The organism is Saccharopolyspora griseoalba (assembly GCF_042665275.1).
GTDB classification, from domain to species: Bacteria; Actinomycetota; Actinomycetes; order Mycobacteriales; family Pseudonocardiaceae; genus Saccharopolyspora; species Saccharopolyspora griseoalba.
The window spans coordinates 192,908-210,454 of sequence record NZ_JBHTCJ010000007.1 but is presented as its reverse complement, the minus strand read 5'-3'; the positions used below and the strand labels follow the sequence as shown (position 1 = coordinate 210,454).

Sequence of the window (17,547 nt, the reverse complement as noted above, 5' to 3'; positions counted from 1 at the left end):
GCGACTTCGCTCCCGGGACGAGCTCGGCTCGGGAACGAGCGCGCGAGGGGTGCTAGCGCGCGCAGCGCTGCCGGGTGGCGGCCAGCCACTCGTCGTCGTAGACCAGGTCCAGGTACCGGTCCCCGCGGTCGGGGAAGACCGCGACCACCCGGCAGGGGCGCGGCAGCTCGGGCAGCGATCGGCGGATCGCCGCGACGACGGCGCCGGTGGAGCCACCGGCGAAGATTCCCTCGGTGGCCAGCAGATCGCGGCAGCCCTCGGCGGCGTCGAGGTCGTCGACGTGCACCACGTCGTCGATCTCGTCCGGGCTCAGCAGCTCCGGGACCCGGCTGGCGCCGAGCCCCGGCACGTCCCGCCTTCCCGGCGCGCCGCCGAAGATCACCGAGCCGACGGCGTCCACGGCCACGGTGCGCATGTCCGGGAAGCTCTCGCGCAGCCGGCGGGAGCAGCCCAGCAGGCTGCCGGTCGTGCTGACCGCGGCGAACAGGTAGGACGGCGGAACCACCAGCTGGCGGGACAGCTCGGCCCCGGTGCCGTGGTAGTGCGCCTGCCAGTTGCACTCGTTGGCGTACTGGTTGAGCCACACCGCACCGGGCGAGCTGTCCACGATCTCCTGCACCCGGCGGATCCGGGTGTGCAGGTACCCGCCGGTCTCGTCGGGCTCGTCGACGATGTCGACCTCCGCGCCGAGCTGGCGCAGGATCGCCACGTTGGCCGAGGCGGCCTTCGGGTCCAGCACGCAGGTGAACCGCAGCCCGTGGACGCGCGCGGCGATGGCCACGGCGATCCCGAAGTTGCCGGAACTGCTCTCCACCAGGTGACTTCCGCGACGGATGGTGCCCTGCTGGAGTCCGCGTTCGACGATGTACCGCGCGGAGCGGTCCTTCATGCTTCCGCCGGGGCTCATCAGCTCCAGCTTCGCGATCACCTCGACATCGGTTTCGGGGAACAGCCGGTTCAGCGCGACCGCGGGGGTGTTCCCCACGCAGTCGAGCACGGAATCGGCGACGGATTCGGCTACTGGTTCGGCGACGGATTCGGTCAGGGTGTCGATAGCCACGTTTCTCCTCAGCTCGACGACCTGATCAAGCAGGGCGACAGCGGAGAACGTAACAAAGGCAAGGCTAACTTAATAGACCGCATTCGGGAGACGCGAACCACAGCGAACCGCGATCGCCCGCCCCACCTGCGATTTCGGCGCGGAAATTCCCCGACTCGAACCCGTTGACGCGCAAGAACTTCCAGAACAAAACCAGTTCCACGCGCAACCGGAACGAATGCATCCGAAAATGCACGGCCGTCCCCGACAAGCGGATCGACCGCGTCCGAAAAATGCACGCCCGGCAATCGGAAGCGGACGATCGTCATCCGATCGACGCAGCGATCGGCGCGATTCGACACGGACGGTCAGCGCTGCTTCGCCTCCCACACGAGCCACTTCTCGGCGACCGCGGCGGGGAGGTCGATCCCGTGATGCCGGGCGAGCAGCAGCGACTGGCAGAACACGTCGGCGAGCTCGGCCCGGAAATCCGCGTCCAACTCCGCCCGATCGCGCCCCTTCGGCCGGGCCAACCCCTGCCGCATCAGGAACGCCTGCGTCAGCTCCCCGACCTCCTCCTGCAGCTTCAGCAGGAACCACTCCCCGTGCCGCTCGAACCCCAGCGACTCGGCGTACCGAGCCGAAACGCCCTCGACCCGCTCGACCAGCTCCTCGATCTCCATCCCCCCACCCTAGGAACCCCCGCCGAGCGCGGAATCCCGTCGCCCCCAAGCCCGCTCGGGAGAACCAGCCAACGCCGACCGAGCGCGCACCGGCGAACCGCGCCGCCCGGACCGCGGAGAAGTCGCGCGCGGCCAGCTCGACTGGTGGGGCGAACCGGGATGCGTACGGTCGGGGGTGTTGGAGTCGACGGAAAGGTAGGGGTTTGCGCAAGGTCAAGGATCTGACCGGGCCGGGCATCACCGATCACCTCGGGATCGGGGGCACCGATCTCGGGGTGTGCGCGGTGGCGCCGGACGGGCGGCTGGTGACGGTCTTCGGCGACACCTTCGACCGGGCGGGCGTCGGCGGGCCCGGTTGGCGCTCTCCCGTGGTGGTCTTCGGCGACGCCGCGAGCGCCACCCGCGGGATCCGGTGGGCCGGGTCGGTGGGGCCGCGTTCCGACTACGCCGACCAGGCGCTGCCGTACTCGCACGACTCGGTGATCCACGGGCGGCGCGTGAGCACCGTGCTGCCCACCGATCTGATCACCATCGGCCGGGAGATGTTCCTGCACGTCATGGTGTGCGAAGGACTGGGCAACGTGCACTGGACAGAGATCCACCGGTCCACCGACAACGGCGAGACCTGGCAGCACACCGGCGCCACCTGGCCCGGCGACGCGCACGGCGGGCTGTTCCAGATGCTGACCTGGGAGCTCGGCGAGGACGGCTACGTCTACGCCTTCTCCACCGGTTTCCAGCGGGACAAGGGCCTGATCCTGCAGCGCGTCCCGGCCGACCGGCTCACCGAGCCGCGCGCCTGGGAGGGCTGGGGATTCCGGGACGGGCAGTGGGCCTGGCACAACCCGCCGACGATCGCGCTCACCGGCGCTTACGGAGAGCTGTGCCTGCGGCGGATCTCGGGGCGCTGGCTGCTGGCGCTGTTCGACGCGGGCAACTACCGCATCGACGTGCTCGACCTCGACGGGCCGACCGCGAACCTCTACGAGGCCGCGCGCAGCACCGTGCTGCGCGGCTGCGCCTGGGGCTGCGAGGACCACGAGCAGGGCCACGTCGCCCAGCTCTACGGCGGCTACATCGTCCCCGGCTCCACTTCGGACGACCTGCACCTGGTGGTCAGCCAGTGGAACACCGAGCGCAACTGGCCCTACCGGGCGATGCAGTTCGCCGGCCGCCTCCCGCGGCCCGGCGACGAACCGGTCCCGCCACCGGCGGAGCCCGGCAGGAGCGGCCGCGTGCTCGGGACCGCGGCGAAGCTGGCCCGCCGGCTGCTGTCCTGACCGGGTCGGCGGTGACCTGCCGCACTCCGGACGCCGAAGTTACCGGTGGGTAATATAGTCTGCTCGGCCATGAGCTCCCAGACTCCGACCTACGCGCTCTGGAACAAGCTGTCCAAGGTCTTCGGCGGCCGCGGCCTGTTCTCGCTGAGCGTGAGCCTCAAGGCTCCCTACTTCCGGACCGTGCTGCCCTCGATCCGCGAGATGGAGCCCGGCCGGTGCGTGGTCACCTCGCCCAAGTGGTGGGGCGTGCACAACCACATCGGCACCTATCACGCCATCGCCGCCTGCAACCTCGCCGAGGTCGCGATGGGCATGCTCGCGGAGTCGACCGTGCCCACCTCGCACCGGTGGCTGCCGAAGAAGATGCGGGTCGAGTACCTGGCCAAGGCCGAGACCGGCCTGCGCGCGGTGGCCGAGCTGGACGCCCTGCCGGAGTTCGGCGACGAGGGCCAGGAGGTCGACGTCCCGGTCAACGTCTACGACAAGCGGGACCAGGTCGTGGTGCGCGCGACCATCACCATCTGGGTCACCCGCCGAAAGGAGTGAGCCCGCGCGGGGCCGCCCAGCGCGGCCCTGCGCCATCCAGGTGGTTCGCGGCCCGCTCCCCCGCCGCAGCCCCCGGATCCGGTCTTCCATGAGGGGATGACGACACCGGACCCGGCGAACTTCCTGATCGCCGAAGCCACCTCGTTCCTGTTCCCCGCTGCGCTGCGCGCAGCCGTCGAGCTCGACGTCGCCGACCGGCTGGACGAGCCCAGCACCCCCGCCGAGCTCGCCGCGATCACGGGCGCGAGCCCGGCGCACCTGCACCGCGTCCTGCGGCTGCTGGCCACCGAGGAGATCTTCCGCGAAGACGCCGACGGTCGCTTCCACCACACCGACCGCTCGCTGCCGCTGCGCCGCGAGCACCCCGACTCGGTCGTCGTCGCGGTGCTCGGGCTGACCTCGCCGATGTTCTGGGTTCCGGCGCGGCGCCTGGCCGACACCGCGCGCACCGCCGCGCCCGCCTTCGACGCCGACCACGGCACCGACCTGTTCTCCTACCTGGCCGAGCACCCCGCCGAGGCCGAGCTGTTCAACCGGATGATCGCCGGACTTCATCGCCGAGGCCTACGACTTCCCCGAGACCGGAACGGTCGTCGACGTCGGCGACGGTCTCGGCGGCCTGCTGGTGGAGATCCTGCGCCGCAGGCCCGGCCTCGGCGGCGTGCTGTTCGAGCTGGCCAGCGCGCTGCCCGACCACGTCCTCGGCGAGCTCGGCGACGACTCGCGGGTGCGCGCGCAGGTCGGCGACTTCTTCGGCTCGGTGCCTCCCGCGGACGTCCACGTGCTCGAGTACGTGCTGCACGACTGGACCGACGAGCAGTGCGCGCGGATCTCGCGCAACTGCCGCCGGGCGCTCAACGAAGGCGGCCGGGTGGTGGTCGTCGACGCGGCGCTGCCCTCGGGGAACGAGCCGCACTTCGGCAAGCTGCTCGACCTGATGATGATGGTCGCGGTGCCCGGCGGGGAGCGCACCGAGGCCGACTTCGCGCGGCTGTTCGACCAGGCCGGGCTGCGGCTGACCCGCGCGCTGCCCACCGACGGCTCGCTGTCGATCGTCGAGGGGGTCCCTCGGTGCGGCGCGAGGCCGGTGCGCTGCTGACTCGTCGGGGAGGTGATGTGCCAGGATGCTCGACGTGACCGATGAGCCATCTACTCCGACCCGACCCGGGGCGCAGGCCGTCGAGCGGGCGCTGTCCGTGCTGCGCGCGCTCGAGGAGAGCGAGGAACCACTCGGCATCACCCAGCTCGCCCAGCGCACCGAGCTCACCGTCAGCACGGCCCACCGGCTGGCGCGCACGCTCGCCGACAACGGGCTGCTCACCCAGGACGCGGTCACCGAGCGCTACCAGCTCGGACCGGCACTGGTCGTGCTCGGCGAGAAGGCCGCCGACCGGCTCGGCTACGACCGCGCGCTGCCCGCGCTGCGGGAGCTGTCCGAGACCACCGGCGAGTCCATCAACCTCGGAATCCGCGCGGGCAACGACGTGCACGTGGTGCTGCGCGTGCCCTCGCCGCAGCCGCTGCGCTTCGACCAGCCCGCGGGCACCGCGATCCCGCTGCACCTGTCGGCCATGGGCAAGTGCCTGCTGGCCTACGCGGGCGACGTCGACGCGCAGATCGAGGGGCTCGGGCAGCTCGCGCGGGTCACCGACCGCTCGATCACCGAGCGCGAGCAGCTCAGGGACGAGCTCGACCGGGTCCGGGACCGCGGCTGGGCGATCAACGACGAGGAGCGCAACCCCGGCGTGCGGGCGATAGCGGTGCCGGTGCTGCACCAGAACACCGCCATCGCGGCCATCGCCGTGCAGGGCCCGACGGTGCGGATCACCGAGGACCGGTTGCCGGAGCTGGCCGAGCACCTGCGCAAGACCGCGGTGGCCGTCGCGCCCAACCTCATCGCGCACGCCTGAGGCCGCAGGCCCCGCGAACGAGAGAGCGGGCCCCGTCCGCGGAGGACGGGGCCCGCTCTGCTGACTGCTACCGGATCAGACCAGGTCGTAGCGGTCGAGGTTCATGACCTTGACCCAGGCCTGGACGAAGTCCTGGACGAACTTCTCCTTCGCGTCGGCCGAAGCGTAGACCTCGGCGACCGAGCGCAGCTCGGAGTTCGAGCCGAACACCAGGTCCGCGCGGGTACCGGTCCACACGACCTCGCCCGAGGCGTCGGTGGCCTCGAAGGTGGACTTGTCGTCCGAGGTGGACCGCCAGGTGTAGGCCATGTCGAGCAGGTTGACGAAGAAGTCGTTGCTCAGCACGCCCGGCTTGTCGGTGAACACGCCGTGCTTCGAGCCGTCGTAGTTGGCACCCAGCACGCGCAGGCCGCCGACCAGCGCGGTCACCTCCGGGGCGTTCAGCGTGAGCAGGTTCGCCCGGTCGATGAGGTTGTACTCGGCCGGCAGCTCGGCCAGCTTGCCCGAGTAGTTGCGGAAGCCGTCGGCGATCGGCTCCAGGGCCTCGAAGGAGCTGGCGTCGGTGTGCTCCTCACCGGCGTCCACGCGACCCGGGGTGAAGGGCACCTCGACGTCGAAACCGGCCTCGGAGGCGGCCTTCTCGATGGCGGCCGAACCGCCCAGCACGATCAGGTCGGCCAGCGAGACCTTCTTGCCGAAGGACTGCTGCACGCCCTCCAGGGCCGACAGCGCGGTGGCCAGCTGCTCGGGGTTGTTGACCTCCCAGTTCCGCTGCGGGGCCAGGCGGATGCGGGCACCGTTGGCGCCGCCCCGCTTGTCGCTGGCGCGGAAGGTCGAGGCCGAGGCCCACGCGACCGAGACCAGCTGCGAGACCGACAGACCCGTCTCGAGGATCTTGGCCTTGAGGGCCTTGACGTCCTCAGCGGACAGCTCGTCGTTGTCGTTGGCCGGCAGCGGGTCCTGCCAGATCAGGTCCTCGTCGGGCACCTCGGAGCCGAGGTAGAGCGACTTCGGGCCCATGTCGCGGTGGGTCAGCTTGAACCAGGCGCGGGCGAACGCGTCGGCGAACTGGTCCGGGTTCTCCATGAACCGGCGCGCGATCGGCTCGTAGATCGGGTCGACCTTCAGCGCCAGGTCGGTGGTCAGCATGTTCGGCGCGATCTTCTTGGACGGGTCGTGGGCGTCCGGCACCGTGCCTTCGCCCGCGCCGCCCTTGGGACGCCACTGCCAGGCACCGCCCGGACCCTGGAAGACCTCCCACTCGAAGCTGAAGAGGTTCCAGAGGAAGTTGGTGCTCCACTTGGTCGGCGTGGTGGTCCAGGTGACCTCCAGGCCGCTGGTGATGGTGTCGGCGCCCTTGCCGGTGCCGTGGTTGTTCTTCCAGCCCAGGCCCTGGTGCTCCAGGTCGGCGCCCTCCGGCTCGGCCTCGAGGTTGGAGTCCGGGGCGGCACCGTGGGTCTTGCCGAAGGTGTGACCACCGGCGATCAGCGCGACGGTCTCCTCGTCGTTCATCGCCATCCGGCCGAAGGTCTCGCGGATGTCGTGCGCGGCCAGCGCCGGGTCCGGCTGGCCCTCCGGGCCCTCCGGGTTGACGTAGATCAGACCCATGTGGGTGGCACCCAGCGGGCGCTCCAGCTCGCGGTCGCCGTTGGCGGTCGAGATGCGCTTGTCGCTGCCCAGCCAGGTGGTCTCGGAGCCCCAGTAGACGTCGTCCTCGGGCTCCCAGTCGTCGACGCGGCCACCGCCGAAGCCGAAGGTCTCGAAGCCCATCGACTCCAGGGCCACGTTGCCGGCCAGGACCATCAGGTCGGCCCAGGACAGCTTGCGGCCGTACTTCTGCTTGACGGGCCACAGCAGGCGGCGCGCCTTGTCCAGGCTGACGTTGTCCGGCCAGGAGTTCAGCGGGGCGAACCGCTGCTGGCCGCCGCCGGCGCCACCGCGGCCGTCGCTGATCCGGTAGGTACCGGCCGAGTGCCACGCCATGCGGATCATCAGCGGGCCGTAGTGGCCGAAGTCCGCCGGCCACCAGTCCTGCGAGGTGGTCAGGATCTCTTCGATGTCCCGCTTGACCTGCGGCAGGTCCAGCTTCTTGAACTCGGCGGCGTAGTCGAAGTCCTCGCCCAGCGGGTTCCGGGCGGGGTTGTGCTTGGCCAGGATCGACAGGTTCAGCCGCTTCGGCCACCAGTCGCGGTTGGCGTCACCCTGCGTCGGGTGCGTGAGGCCCCCGTGTGCGACCGGGCAACCCCCGGTTTCGTTCGTCTCTTGGGTGTCAGGGCTGTCAGACACGGGAATCCTTCCGAGTATCAGTGCGGTTGTTCTCAACTGGATTCGGGGGTGCAGTCAGGGCACAGCCCCCAATAGATGACCTCGGCCTCGTCGACGCTGAAGCCGTGGGCATCGGACGCCGTCAAGCAGGGCGCGGCACCCACGGCGCAGTCGACGTCGTGGATCGCGCCGCACGACCGGCACACGACATGGTGGTGGTTGTCCCCGACCCGCGCTTCGTAGCGGGCCACGGTTCCCATCGGCTGGATCCGGCGCAGCAGACCGGCCGCGGTGAGCGCCCGCAGGACGTCGTAGACGGCCTGGTGGGACACCTTGGGCAGTTGCTGCCGAACCAGACCGATGATCGATTCCGTGTCGGCGTGCGCATGTTCGTGCACCGCGGACAGCACGGCGAGCCGAGGCTGCGTGACGCGCAGCTCGACCTCGCGCAACATGTGCTCGTAGTCCGCAGTCCCAGGCATGCCCGAAGTCTGCCGCATTTTTTGGAACTAATCAAGACAACGCGCGGACAGTCACATACCGTCACCGGAAGATCGCGCGCCGTCCACCCGGCGTCCACCGCGCACACCCCCGGACGTCACGTCGAGCCCGCCCCGAGCGCGGCCCGCACCTCGATCACGTTCGGTCACGAAGCCGACCAGTCCCGCTCTCGGCGATCTCGCCGATCCGCTTGACAGGCCCGCCGTTCGGCGATGGTCTGCACGTGTCGCGCCTCACCCAACGGAGGGAACAGCTTGAGCCGCACCGAGAATCCGGGATCGCGCTGGGGCGGCCAGCCGCGCCCGGCGACCGCCGACGAGTGGATAGCCCGCGCCCGCGAAGTGGCCGAGGTGCTCGGCGAGGACGCCGTGGCCCGCGACCGCGCGGGCCGACCGCCGCACCGGGAGGTGGCGCTGCTCAAGCAGGCGGGGCTGGTCACCATGATGGGGCCGGTCGAGCACGGCGGAGCTGGTCAGAACTGGATCACCGCCTGCCGCGTGGTGCGCGAGATCGCCGGCGGGGACGGCTCCATCGGCCAGCTGCTCGGGCACCACTACGTCTGGGCGTGGGCGATGCGGCTGGTCGGCACCCCGGAGCAGGTCGCCGAGACCGAACACCGCTACACCGCCGAGGAGCTCCTCTTCGGCGGCGTGGTCAACCCGCGCGACCAGGACCTGCTGGCCACCGACGAGGGCGAAACCCTCGTGTTCCGCGGCAAGAAGTTCTTCTCGACCGGCAGCCGGGTCTCCGACCTGACGCTGCTGGAGGGCGTGCTGGAGGACTCCGGGCAGCACGTGTTCGCCGTGGTGCCCTCCGACCACGAGGGGATCACCTTCGGCGACGACTGGGACAACCTCGGCCAGCGGCTCACCGAGTCCGGCAGCGTGGAGATCGACGACGTGCGGGTGCCCTGGTCCGCAGCGGCCGGCTACGTGGACGAGCAGTTCCGGGGCACGCCCTACGGCACGCTCAACGTGCCGACCCTCCACCTGGTGTTCACCAACTTCTACCTGGGCATCGCGCAGGGAGCGCTCCGAGCCGGGCTCGCCTACACCCGCGGGCGCACCCGCCCCTGGCCCTACGGCGGCGAGGGCAAGACCTCGGGAACCGAGGAGTTCTACGTCCTCGAAGGTTACGGGGACCTGCAGTCCAAGCTGTGGGCAGCGGAAACGCTCGCCGACGCCGCGGGCACCAACCTCGCGCGGCTGCTGCACTCGGCGCGCGAGGAGGTCACCGCCGAGCAGCGCGGCAGGGCGGCGGTGCTCGTCGCGGCGGCCAAGCAGCGCGCCGTCGACGTCGGGCTCGAGGTCGCCAACCGCATCTTCGAGCTCACCGGCGCCCGCGCCACCGCCAACTCCGTCGGGCTGGACATCTACTGGCGCAACCTGCGCACGCACAGCCTGCACGACCCGGTCGCCTACAAGCGCACCGAAGTCGGCCGCTACGCCCTGCTGGGCCAGCTCCCCGCGCCCACGCCGTACACGTGATCAGCGGCGCGCCAGGGCCTTCTCCAGCTCGGCCTTGGTCATCTTCGACCGGCCCTTGATGTCCTGCCTGCGGGCGTCCTCGTAGAGCTGCTGCTTGGTGCGCCCGCCAGGACCGCTGCCCGACCGCAGGCCACCGCGCCGCTGCGGCGGGATGTCCTGCGTGGAGGTCTTGCTGCGCTGCTTGGCGGTGCCCTGCTGAGCGCGGTTCTTGTTCACCGTGCGAGCGGCGATCTCCTCCGCCCTGTCCTCGCTGGAACCGCGCTCCTCGGTCTGCTGCTTGATGTGCTGGTACTGGCGCTCCTGCTTCTTCGACCAAGCACGCTGCGGCATGACGACCTCCCGTAACCAGGCGATTCAGGCCCCGGAACCGCGGCGGCGGAATTCGGAAGGGGGCCGCCGCTCCGGGCCATCGAGCTACCCGAGCCCTGCACCGGGCAAACTCGTCCGGTCCGCGCAGCGCTCCGCGGGGTTCGGGAGCCGGTGCTCGCGCTCAGCCGGGGTGCCGGGCGAGGCGGTGGAGCGCGGCGCCACCACGCAGCAGCGCGCCACCGAGCAGCGCGATGCCTCCCGCGGGCCCGCCGGTCGTGGCCAGGGGGCGTCCCGGCTGCTGGCCGTGGTCGGGCGGGCCGGCCGCGGCCGGTGGTGTCGTGTCGGCGGCCCCGGTCGGGTCCGTCGCCGGGACGTCGGCGTCCTCGGTGCTCGTGGGCGCATCGCTCCGCGCGGACCTCCGGACCTGACCGCTCCGGATACCGCGTGCGCGACACACCGACCCGTCCCCCGAACCGATCCGGCGAACTCCGGAAAACCCTCCCGATCCGCACCCCGAAAGACCTCCCAATCCGGGTGCGGAATGGGAGGCCAATCGGTGCCGGGAACTCGACCGGGTGGTGTGGTGGGAGGGTCGCCGGGCGGGTCAGGGGTCGGGGTGGAGGAGCTGGGCCGCTTCGCGGGCCAGCGGGTGCAGGGAGTCCGGGTGGTTCCGCAGGATCCCGTCCAGTTCGGACTTCATCCGGGGGTCCCAGAACATCTTGATGTGGTTGGCGATCGCCGCGGCCGCCTGGTCCGGTGGCTGATGGGTGAACTGCACGGCGATGTCGTTGGCCATCCGCGTCTGCGGCGAGAGGTCGGTGTCGCTCATGACTCGCTCAGCACCGCCTCCCGCTGCTCGGCACCCGCCTGCTCGGGCACCACGGCGTGCCCGACCTGAACCGCGGTGACCTTGTACTCGGGGCAGTTGGTCGCCCAGTCCGAGCTCTCGGTGGTCACCACGTTGGCCCCGGTGCCCGGGTGGTGGAAGGTCGTGTAGACCACGCCCACCGGCATCCGGTCGGAGATCTCGGCCTTGAGCGTCGTGCTGCCCACCCGGCTGGTCAGCTCGACCAGGTCGCCGCTGGAGATGCCGCGGTCCTCGGCGTCGTGCGGGTGGATCTCCAGCACGTCCTCCGGGTGCCAGGCCACGTTGGCCGTGCGCCGGGTCTGCGCGCCGACGTTGTACTGGCTCAGGATCCGCCCGGTGGTCAGCACCAGCGGGTAGCGCCGCGTGCTGCGCTCGCGGCTGGCCACGAACGGCGTCGGCACGAACCTGCCCTTGCCGCGCACGAACTCGCCGACGTGCATCACCGGCGTCCCCTGGGGCGCCTTGTCGTTGCACGGCCACTGCACGCTGCCGACCTCGTCCAGCTTCGCGAACGACACCCCGGCGAAGGTCGGTGTCACCGAGGCGATCTCGTCCATGATCTCGCTCGGGTGCGCGTAGTGCATGTCGTAGCCCATCGCCCGGGCGATCTCGCAGGCGACCTGCCACTCGTCCTTGCCCGGCTTGGGCGCCATCACCGGGCGCACCCGGTTGATCCGCCGCTCGGCGTTCGTGAACGTGCCGTCCTTCTCCAGGAAGGAGGTGCCGGGCAGGAACACGTGCGCGAACTCGGCGGTCTCGTTGAGGAACAGGTCCTGCACCACCACCAGCTCCATGGCCTCCAGCGCGGCGTGCACGTGCTGGGTGTTCGGATCCGACTGGGCGATGTCCTCGCCCTGCACGAACAAGCCGTGGAAGCTGCCGGCCACCGCGGCGTCGAACATGTTCGGGATCCGCAGCCCCGGTTCGTCGAGGATCGGCCGCTCCCAGAGCTTCTCGAACACCTCGCGCACCGCGTCGTCGGCCACGTGCCGGTAGCCGGACAGCTCGTGCGGGAACGACCCCATGTCGCAGGAGCCCTGCACGTTGTTCTGCCCGCGCAGCGGGTTCACCCCGACGCCGTCGCGGCCGATGTTTCCGGTGGCCATGGCCAGGTTGGCCATGCCCATCACCATCGTCGAGCCCTGGCTGTGCTCGGTGACGCCCAGCCCGTAGTAGATCGCCGCGTTGCCGCCGGTGGCGTAGAGCCGCGCCGCCTCGCGGACGTCCTCGGCGGGCACCCCGGTGATGTCCTCGACCGCCTCCGGGCTGTTCTCCTCGCGGGCGATGAACTCGGCCCACTCGTCGAACTCCTCGCACCGGTCCTCGACGAACGACCGGTCGACCAGGCCCTCGGTGACCACCACGTGCGCCATGGCGTTGACCAGCGCCACGTTCGTGCCGGGCGCCAGCTGCAGGTGGTGGCTGGCCTCCACGTGCGGGGTTCGCACCAGGTCGATGCGCCGCGGGTCGATGACGATCAGCTTCGCGCCCTCGCGCAGCCTGCGCTTCATCCGCGAGGCGAACACCGGGTGCCCGTCGGTGGGGTTCGCGCCGATCACCACGATCACGTCGGACGCGGCCACCGACCTGAAGTCCTGGGTACCGGCCGAGGTGCCGAAGGTCTGCTTGAGCCCGTAGCCGGTCGGCGAGTGGCACACCCTGGCGCAGGTGTCGACGTTGTTGTTGCCGAAGGCCGCCCGCACCATCTTCTGCACCGCGAAGACCTCCTCGTTGGTGCACCGCGAGGAGGTGATCCCGCCGATCGAACCGCTGCCCTTGCGCTCCTGGATGTCCCGGAACTTCGCGGCGACGTGGGAGATCGCGGTCTCCCAGTCGGTTTCGCGCCACTCGTCGGTGATCTTCTCCCGGATCATCGGCTTGGTCCGCCGGTCCGGGTGGGTGGCGTAGCCGAAGGCGAAGCGGCCCTTGACGCAGGAGTGCCCCTCGTTGGCGCCGCCGTCCTTGTAGGGCACCATCCGCACCAGCTCGTCCCCGCGCAGCTCGGCCTTGAACGAGCAGCCCACCCCGCAGTAGGCGCAGGTGGTCAGCACCGAGCGCGTGGGCATGCCCAGGTCGACCACCGACTTCTCCTGCAGCGTGGCGGTCGGGCAGGCCTGCACGCACGCGCCGCAGGAGACGCACTCGGAGTCGAAGAACGGCTCGTCGTTGCTCGCGGCGACCTTGGAGTCGAACCCGCGCCCGGAGATGGTCAGCGCGAAGGTGCCCTGCACCTCGTCGCAGGCGCGCACGCAGCGCGAGCACACGATGCACTTGGAGGCGTCGAAGGAGAAGTACGGGTTGCTGTCGTCGGTCGGCGCGTCGAGGTGGTTCTCCCCCTCGTAGCCGTAGCGGACCTGCCGCAGCCCGACCACGCCGGACATGTCCTGCAGCTCGCAGTCGCCGTTGGCCGAGCAGGTCAGGCAGTCCAGCGGGTGGTCGGAGATGTAGAGCTCCATGACGCCCTGGCGCAGCTTCTCCAGCCGGGGCGTCTGGGTGCGGACCTTCATCCCCTCGGCCACCGGCGTGGTGCAGGAGGCCGGGGTGCCGTTCTTGCCGTCGATCTCGACCAGGCACAACCGGCAGGACCCGAAGGCCTCCAGGCTGTCGGTGGCGCACAGCTTGGGGATCTCGGTGCCGGACTCGGCCGCGGCGCGCATCACCGAGGTGCCCTCGGGCACCGTGATCGGCGTGCCGTCGATCTCGACGGTGACGGTGGCCTCGCCGGGTCGCGCGGGGGTGCCGTAGTCGGGTTCCTTGAGCAGGCCCATCGCTACTTCGCCTCCTTCTGGAAGTCCTCGGGGAAGTGCGCGAGCGCGCTTCGCACCGGGTTGGGGGTGAGGCCGCCCATCGCGCACAGCGAGCCGTCGGTCATCAGTTCGCACAGGTCGTTGAGCACGCCGAGGTTGTCGTCCCGGTCCTGCCCGCCGACGATCTTGTCGATGGTCTCGGCGCCGCGCACGGCGCCCACCCGGCAGGGGGTGCACTTGCCGCAGGACTCCTCGGCGCAGAACTCGAAGGCGAACCGGGCCATCGCGGCCATGTCGACGGTGTCGTCGAAGACCACGATCCCGCCGTGCCCGACCATCGCACCGCTCTCGGCCATGGCCTCGTAGTCCATCGGCAGGTCGAACTGCTCCGGTGGCACGTAGGAGCCCAGCGGGCCGCCGATCTGCACCGCGCGCACCGGGCGGCCGGAGCGGGTGCCCCCGCCGTAACCGTTGACCAGCTCGTCGACGCTGAGCCCGAAGGCGGTCTCGAAGGCCCCGCCGCGCGCGATGTTGCCCGCCAGCTGGAAGACCTGGGTGCCCAGCGAGCGGCCGGTGCCCAGCTGGGCGTAGGCCTGCGCGCCGTCGGCGAGGATCGCCGGGACGCTGGCCAGGGTGAGCACGTTGTTGACCACCGTGGGCTTGCCGAACAGCCCGGTGATCGCCGGGATCGGGGGCTTGGGGCGGACCATGCCGCGATTGCCCTCCAGGCTCTCCAGCATGGAGGTCTCCTCGCCGCAGATGTAGGCGCCCGCGCCCACCCGCACGTGCAGGTCGAAGCGCAGCCCGCTGCCCAGCACGTCCTCGCCGAGCCAGCCTGCGCCGTAGGCGGCGTCGATGGCTCGGCGCAGCGCGCGCACCGCGTCCGGGTACTCCGAGCGCACGTAGACGTAGCCCTCGGTGGCCTCCACGGCGCGCGCGGCGATGAGCATGCCCTCGATCAGGCAGAACGGGTCGCCCTCCAGCAGCATCCGGTCGGCGAAGGTGCCCGAGTCGCCCTCGTCGGCGTTGCAGCACACGAACTTCGTCGGCCCCTCGGCCTTGAGCACGGTGTTCCACTTGATACCCGCGGGGAACCCGGCCCCGCCGCGCCCGCGCAGACCCGAGGAGGTGACCTCCTCGACCACCGCGGCCGGGTCCATCCCCAGCGCCCTGCGCAGTCCGACCAGCCCTCCGTGGCGCTCGTAGTCCGCGGTCGAAACCGGGTCGGTGACGCCGACGCGGGCGAAGCACAACCGGTGCTGGTCGCGCATCCACGGCAGTTCTTCGACCACGCCCGCGCGCAGTTCGTGCTCGGCGCCGTCGAGCATCCCGGCGCCCACCAGTCCGGGAACCGCGCCGGGGGTCACCGGCCCGTAGCCGACCCGGCCCCGCTCGGTCTCGACCTCGACCAGCGGTTCGAGCCACAGCATGCCGCGGGTCCCGTTGCGCACCAACCGGATCCGCTCGCCGGCCGCGTCCTCGAGCGCGGCGGCCACCTCGTCGGCCCCGACGGAGACCGCCGAGGAGTCCTGGGGTACGTAGACGGTGATCATGCGCGCCGCTCCGCGAGGATCTCGACGAGCCGGCTGCGGTCCACCCGGCCGTACACCTTGCCGTTGACCTGCGCGGACGGCCCGAGCGCGCAGTTGCCCAGGCAGAACACCTGGTCGAGCGTCAGCGAGCGGTCCGGGGTCGTCTGCCCGCACTTGACGCCGAAGACCTGCTCGGCGTCGGCCACCAGCTGCTCGGCCCCCACCGACTGGCAGGCCTCGGCGCGGCACAACCGCACCGCGGTGGTGCCCGCGGGCTCGGAGCGGAAATCGGTGTAGAAGCTGATGACGCCGTGCACGTCGGCACGCGAGATGTTGAGCTCCTCGGCGAGCACCGGGACGATTTGTGGATCGATCCAGCCGAACTCCTCCTGCAATTGGTGCAGGATCGGCAGCAGCGCGCCTCGTTCTCCGCGATGCGCTTGGACCACGCCGCGCACGCGTTCCGCATTCGTCATCCGCGTTCTCCACTCCGTCGTAGATTGGCTCTACGGTCGCGCCAGCGGAGCGAAACCTCAATGCAGGACTGTTTATGCAGCGATAAGCAGCTCGGATCGAAGGCCGCCCACCGTACCGTCGGGCCCCCATAGTGCCTGCGCACCAGGCAGCACGCGCGGTGGGGCCGAAACCGGACGCGCGATCGCCGGACGAGGCGTTTCAGCCATCCGGCAGATTCCCCGCCGGTTGGAGCGCGCGCACCGCTCGTGGCGGTTGGGCGCTCGTTCGTCCCGACGAGCTTGCCGGGGAATTGCCGCGGTGCCCAAGCTGCGATGTGGCGATTTCCCGGGAATCCGATTCCCGGAGGAAGCGCGGCCGGGCGAATTCCCGCGCCGCGAGCACCGCCGATCCACTCGACCGAACGTCGGAGCAGGAGGACACTATGAGTTGGGAAACGCCCGAATACACCGTGATCGAGGTTTGCGCCGAGGCCACCGGCTACTTCTACCGGGGCGATTGAGCGGCTCCCACCACGTGGTCGGCCTCAGCGGTCGCGGGCGGTGTCCGACCTCCGCCGCGACCGCCTGATGGCGTCGCGGGTCCTCCGCGCCGACCGTTCCCCGGCGCGGAGGACCGCGGCGCCGCCGGCTCAGCGGCCCGGCCGCCCGCGCTCCCCGGGCCGCTGGGTCCCCGGCGCCGGAGGGAGCCCGATGACCACCCGCCGGGTCCGAGCTTGCGCGCTGCAGGAGATCCCGCCGGGCACCGCGATCCCGATCGACGGCCTGCCACCGCTGGTGGTGTTCAACGTCGAGGGCGAGCTCTGCGCGATGGACGACGTGTGCTCGCACGCCTTCGCCGTGCTCAGCGAGGGCCACTTCGACGGCACCGCCATCGAGTGCCCGCTGCACATGTCCCGCTTCGATCCCCGAACCGGCGATCCGCTGTGCGGCCCGGCCACCGAGCCGGTCCGCACCCACCCCGTCGAGCTCGACGGCGAGGACGTCATCGTCCACGTCGGCGGCCGCTGACCGTCACGCCGGATCCGGCAGCGCTTCACCGGTTTCCAGCAGGGTCTTCAGGCTGGCGAGCAGCGCGGGCCAGCCCTCGCTGACGGCCTCGCGAACGGCGCTGCCCGGCGGGAAGTCGTCGTGCACGACGGTGAGCTTGACCAGCTCGCCGAGCGGCTCGATCTCGAAGGTGACCTTGGAGCGGCGTTCGGCCGCGAAGCCGGCCAGCGCCTCGGCGGGGAAGCCCGCGGCCTCGCCGAACTCCTCGGTGAAGGTGTGCCAGGTGTAGGAGAGCCTGCGGGGCTGATCGGATTCCAGCACCACCTGCTCGGGGTCGGTCATGGTCACGCCGAACTGCGCCCAGCTCATCCGCGAACCGACCTCCCAGTCGGTCTCGAAGGTCACGCCCCAGTAGCGCTGGGTGAAGGCCGGGTCGGTCAACGCCTGCCACAGCTCGTCCGGCGTGGTCCTGATGTAGGTCGTGTAGACGAACTCGTCGCTCATCGCTCTCTGCTCCAACGCGGTCTTGAGGTCGGCCAGCGCGCCCGCCCGCGCGCGGTCGTAGTTGCTCATCCAGCGGTCGGCGATGGCGTTGATCGGCACGGCGTTGAGGTGGTGCAGCTTCTCCCTCCCGCGCCACCGCGTGGTCACCAGGTTCGCGGCCTCCAGCACGGAGAGGTGCTTGCTGACCGACTGCCTGGTCATCTCCAGGCCCTGGCAGAGCTCGCGCAGGGTCTGGCCGTTCCGGGCGTTCAAGCTGTCCAGCAACCGCCGCCTGTTCGCATCCGCGAGCGCCTTGAAGACCTCGTCCACGTCCCGCAACTCCAACGTGCAACCGTTCGACTGCATGAAGAATAGGCAGCCGAACGGTTGCACGTCAAGCGCGGCGGAGCCCGGGCGCAGCAGCCGGGCCATCG

The 17,547-nt window shown here is 70.8% G+C and carries 17 protein-coding genes and 1 pseudogene; 7 read left to right on the top strand and 11 right to left on the bottom strand.

Going from position 1 to position 17,547, the window contains the following annotated elements:
• Positions 1 to 52: 52 nt before the first annotated feature.
• Both sbnA and ACFQRI_RS15635 read right to left on the bottom strand, forming a co-directional pair.
• The gene (gene sbnA, locus ACFQRI_RS15640; RefSeq protein ID WP_380669114.1) at positions 53 to 1,060 is read right to left on the bottom strand and encodes a 2,3-diaminopropionate biosynthesis protein SbnA; all 1,008 of its coding nucleotides are present in this window, start codon (positions 1,058 to 1,060) and stop codon (positions 53 to 55) included.
• Positions 1,061 to 1,407: 347 nt separating this feature from the next.
• Entirely contained in the window at positions 1,408 to 1,722 is a 315-nt protein-coding gene (locus ACFQRI_RS15635) for a nucleoside triphosphate pyrophosphohydrolase family protein (RefSeq protein WP_380669112.1), read from the bottom strand.
• Between the two features lie 203 nt (positions 1,723 to 1,925).
• Here ACFQRI_RS15635 and ACFQRI_RS15630 point away from each other — a divergent pair, with 203 nt between their 5' ends.
• The 5 genes and pseudogenes from ACFQRI_RS15630 to ACFQRI_RS15615 all read left to right on the top strand — a co-directional run bounded on the left by ACFQRI_RS15630 (position 1,926) and on the right by ACFQRI_RS15615 (position 5,458).
• Entirely contained in the window at positions 1,926 to 3,002 is a 1,077-nt protein-coding gene (locus ACFQRI_RS15630; RefSeq protein ID WP_380669110.1) for a DUF4185 domain-containing protein, read from the top strand.
• A 69-nt stretch (positions 3,003 to 3,071) separates the two neighbouring features.
• On the top strand, positions 3,072 to 3,548 hold the full coding sequence (locus tag ACFQRI_RS15625) for a hotdog fold domain-containing protein (protein ID WP_380669108.1): 477 nt from the start codon (positions 3,072 to 3,074) through the stop codon (positions 3,546 to 3,548).
• Positions 3,549 to 3,644: 96 nt separating this feature from the next.
• Positions 3,645 to 3,878 (top strand): annotated as a pseudogene (locus tag ACFQRI_RS27125) (methyltransferase family protein); the annotation flags it as partial.
• Positions 3,879 to 4,101: 223 nt separating this feature from the next.
• Positions 4,102 to 4,647, top strand: coding sequence for a methyltransferase (locus ACFQRI_RS15620; protein ID WP_380669389.1), 546 nt, complete (start codon positions 4,102 to 4,104; stop codon positions 4,645 to 4,647).
• Between the two features lie 25 nt (positions 4,648 to 4,672).
• Complete coding sequence (locus tag ACFQRI_RS15615; protein ID WP_380669106.1) at positions 4,673 to 5,458, top strand: IclR family transcriptional regulator; 786 nt, start codon at positions 4,673 to 4,675, stop codon at positions 5,456 to 5,458.
• A 75-nt stretch (positions 5,459 to 5,533) separates the two neighbouring features.
• Here the strand turns inward: ACFQRI_RS15615 and katG are convergent, their stop codons facing one another.
• Complete coding sequence (katG, locus tag ACFQRI_RS15610) at positions 5,534 to 7,744, bottom strand: catalase/peroxidase HPI (protein WP_380669104.1); 2,211 nt, start codon at positions 7,742 to 7,744, stop codon at positions 5,534 to 5,536.
• Positions 7,745 to 7,776: 32 nt separating this feature from the next.
• Positions 7,777 to 8,205 carry a Fur family transcriptional regulator gene (locus ACFQRI_RS15605; protein WP_380669102.1) on the bottom strand — a complete coding sequence of 143 codons (429 nt, stop codon included), beginning with the start codon at positions 8,203 to 8,205 and terminating at the stop codon, positions 7,777 to 7,779.
• Positions 8,206 to 8,478: 273 nt separating this feature from the next.
• Between ACFQRI_RS15605 and ACFQRI_RS15600 the strand changes: the two genes are divergently transcribed.
• Complete coding sequence (locus ACFQRI_RS15600; protein WP_380669100.1) at positions 8,479 to 9,711, top strand: acyl-CoA dehydrogenase family protein; 1,233 nt, start codon at positions 8,479 to 8,481, stop codon at positions 9,709 to 9,711.
• On the opposite strand, the gene ACFQRI_RS15595 is transcribed toward ACFQRI_RS15600, so the two are convergent.
• The 6 genes from ACFQRI_RS15595 to ACFQRI_RS15570 all read right to left on the bottom strand — a co-directional run bounded on the left by ACFQRI_RS15595 (position 9,712) and on the right by ACFQRI_RS15570 (position 15,643).
• Positions 9,712 to 10,041 carry a plasmid stabilization protein gene (locus tag ACFQRI_RS15595; protein ID WP_380669098.1) on the bottom strand — a complete coding sequence of 110 codons (330 nt, stop codon included), beginning with the start codon at positions 10,039 to 10,041 and terminating at the stop codon, positions 9,712 to 9,714. It abuts the gene before it with no gap.
• Between the two features lie 160 nt (positions 10,042 to 10,201).
• Positions 10,202 to 10,477: a hypothetical protein gene (locus ACFQRI_RS15590; RefSeq protein WP_380669096.1), complete on the bottom strand. Its 276-nt coding sequence runs from the start codon at positions 10,475 to 10,477 to the stop codon at positions 10,202 to 10,204.
• A 147-nt stretch (positions 10,478 to 10,624) separates the two neighbouring features.
• Entirely contained in the window at positions 10,625 to 10,849 is a 225-nt protein-coding gene (locus tag ACFQRI_RS15585) for a formate dehydrogenase subunit delta (RefSeq protein WP_380669094.1), read from the bottom strand.
• On the bottom strand, positions 10,846 to 13,656 hold the full coding sequence (gene fdhF, locus ACFQRI_RS15580; protein ID WP_380669092.1) for a formate dehydrogenase subunit alpha: 2,811 nt from the start codon (positions 13,654 to 13,656) through the stop codon (positions 10,846 to 10,848). Before fdhF ends, ACFQRI_RS15585 begins: the two co-directional genes overlap by 4 nt.
• Positions 13,657 to 13,658: 2 nt before the next feature.
• Entirely contained in the window at positions 13,659 to 15,188 is a 1,530-nt protein-coding gene (locus tag ACFQRI_RS15575) for a formate dehydrogenase beta subunit (RefSeq protein WP_380669090.1), read from the bottom strand.
• Positions 15,185 to 15,643, bottom strand: a complete 459-nt coding sequence (locus ACFQRI_RS15570) for an NADH-quinone oxidoreductase subunit NuoE family protein (protein WP_380669088.1) — start codon at positions 15,641 to 15,643, stop codon at positions 15,185 to 15,187. The genes ACFQRI_RS15575 and ACFQRI_RS15570 overlap by 4 nt, the downstream gene beginning before the upstream one ends.
• 690 nt (positions 15,644 to 16,333) lie before the next feature.
• Between ACFQRI_RS15570 and ACFQRI_RS15565 the strand changes: the two genes are divergently transcribed.
• The gene (locus ACFQRI_RS15565; protein ID WP_380669086.1) at positions 16,334 to 16,651 is read left to right on the top strand and encodes a bifunctional 3-phenylpropionate/cinnamic acid dioxygenase ferredoxin subunit; all 318 of its coding nucleotides are present in this window, start codon (positions 16,334 to 16,336) and stop codon (positions 16,649 to 16,651) included.
• A gap of 3 nt (positions 16,652 to 16,654) precedes the next feature.
• On the opposite strand, the gene ACFQRI_RS15560 is transcribed toward ACFQRI_RS15565, so the two are convergent.
• Entirely contained in the window at positions 16,655 to 17,443 is a 789-nt protein-coding gene (locus tag ACFQRI_RS15560; protein WP_380669387.1) for an ArsR/SmtB family transcription factor, read from the bottom strand.
• Between the last annotated feature and the right edge of the window lie 104 nt (positions 17,444 to 17,547).

Excerpts from the sequence above, each read along its gene's own strand:
- ACFQRI_RS15635 (WP_380669112.1), bottom strand. The coding sequence starts at position 1,722 with ATGGAGATCGAGGAGCTGGTCGAGCGGGTCGAGGGCGTTTCGGCTCGG.
- ACFQRI_RS15625 (WP_380669108.1), top strand. The coding sequence starts at position 3,072 with ATGAGCTCCCAGACTCCGACCTACGCGCTCTGGAACAAGCTGTCCAAG.
- ACFQRI_RS15615 (WP_380669106.1), top strand. The coding sequence starts at position 4,673 with ATGCTCGACGTGACCGATGAGCCATCTACTCCGACCCGACCCGGGGCG.
- ACFQRI_RS15605 (WP_380669102.1), bottom strand. The coding sequence starts at position 8,205 with ATGCCTGGGACTGCGGACTACGAGCACATGTTGCGCGAGGTCGAGCTG.
- ACFQRI_RS15595 (WP_380669098.1), bottom strand. The coding sequence starts at position 10,041 with ATGCCGCAGCGTGCTTGGTCGAAGAAGCAGGAGCGCCAGTACCAGCAC.
- ACFQRI_RS15585 (WP_380669094.1), bottom strand. The coding sequence starts at position 10,849 with ATGAGCGACACCGACCTCTCGCCGCAGACGCGGATGGCCAACGACATC.
- fdhF (WP_380669092.1), bottom strand. The coding sequence starts at position 13,656 with ATGGGCCTGCTCAAGGAACCCGACTACGGCACCCCCGCGCGACCCGGC.
- ACFQRI_RS15575 (WP_380669090.1), bottom strand. The coding sequence starts at position 15,188 with ATGATCACCGTCTACGTACCCCAGGACTCCTCGGCGGTCTCCGTCGGG.
- ACFQRI_RS15570 (WP_380669088.1), bottom strand. The coding sequence starts at position 15,643 with ATGACGAATGCGGAACGCGTGCGCGGCGTGGTCCAAGCGCATCGCGGA.
- ACFQRI_RS15565 (WP_380669086.1), top strand. The coding sequence starts at position 16,334 with ATGACCACCCGCCGGGTCCGAGCTTGCGCGCTGCAGGAGATCCCGCCG.